3 protein-coding genes are annotated in these 1,298 nt (G+C 35.5%); all 3 read right to left on the bottom strand.

Translation table 11 applies throughout. The annotated features are described in order from the left end of the window. Positions 1–16: 16 nt before the first annotated feature. A complete protein-coding gene (locus NF27_RS13140; RefSeq protein WP_275574608.1) occupies positions 17–196 on the bottom strand; it encodes a transposase in 180 nt (59 codons plus the stop codon). Between the two features lie 22 nt (positions 197–218). Beyond that, on the bottom strand, positions 219–650 hold the full coding sequence (locus NF27_RS11120) for a transposase (protein WP_161791797.1): 432 nt from the start codon (positions 648–650) through the stop codon (positions 219–221). 211 nt (positions 651–861) lie between these two features. Then, on the bottom strand, positions 862–1,298 hold a 437-nt coding region (locus NF27_RS12370; RefSeq protein ID WP_039456130.1), incomplete at its 5' end, for a hypothetical protein.

Here is a 1,298-nt window from a genome sequence, read left to right as displayed (position 1 = left end):
TGTAGATATAGCTTCTCTAGAATCCGGTCAAACCGTCAACACAAGCTATAAATATTTCTTCTACCCCTCGGTTCTTTAACTCAGTTAATACTGATAACCAAAATTTTGCTCCTTCATTTTGGCTAATCCATAATCCTAACAACTCTTTATGGCCACTACTGTTAACCCCTAAAGCTAAGTATACTGCCTTGTTTATTGTTTGATGATCTTCCCTTATCTTAACTACTATACACGTATATTATGGGATATACCCTTTCCAATGACCTATTTTGCCAAGCTCTTACATTCTCCATGACTGAAGAGGTTATATTAGATATCAGTGATGGTGATATCTCAATTCCATATAACTCTTGTAACTGTCCTTGTATATCTTTAGTACTTAATCCTCTGGCATATAAGGCTATTATCTTATCATCAATTCCATTAATCCTACTTTGCCTTTTGCTTACTATCTGTGGATCAAAACTACTTTCTCTATCTCTTGCTACTTCAATCTCTATCTCACCTTGCTCAGTTATTAGCTTCTTACTTCCATACCCGTTGCGGCTATTTCCTTCTTCTCCTTCTCGGCTATATCTTTCATATCCTAAATGATCGGTGATCTCTCCTTCCAAGCAGGCCTCTAACGTCCTGCCTAATAACTGCTTCAAAGCTCCTCCCTCCCCAAATATCGCCTCTTGCTTGCGTCTTATACTCCTTTACCAACGCTTTCGCCATTTCTTTTAGACTTAAGTCTTTGTTTATTTTTTCTGCCATACTGTCCTTCCTTGTTTAAACAGGGTAATTCTTCTTATATCAATATGGCTTTTTACACGGTTAATTCAATGGTCTCTTATAAGAATATAACTCTCCAACCTTAATTTAAACAGCTCGTTCTTGGCTTGTTTGTTGTGTTACTCTTTCTACATGTGTTGTATTAGCTAATGTAGCAGCAACTTGGTTTATTAGCTTATTGGGATCAACTATTATTGAACTATAGTTATTACCCCTGGCGTTATATTGATTATATGTACTTGTACTTAATATAAACCCCGGAAAGTTTTGATTATAATAATTTAAAAATTGGTTATATTCATTACCGTTTGCAAAGCTTAAATTAAACTTCTCAGCATAATTTGGTTCTATTCGATATGAGCTACTCGCTTGCGATGTTGTAATCCCGGCTTTGCTTACTAAGCCCTGCTCTACTACACTCCCTCCATATACTTCTAAATAATTTACACCTAATTTATTAGCTAGTTCTTGCATTACTTTATTGTGAGCTTCCTTTTTAAATTCTCCAAGCTTCGGTGATAATT

The organism is Candidatus Jidaibacter acanthamoeba (assembly GCF_000815465.1).
GTDB classification, from domain to species: Bacteria; Pseudomonadota; Alphaproteobacteria; order Rickettsiales; family Midichloriaceae; genus Jidaibacter; species Jidaibacter acanthamoebae.
Note: the sequence above shows the minus strand (reverse complement) of the source record. Positions and strands in the feature narration are given on the sequence as shown.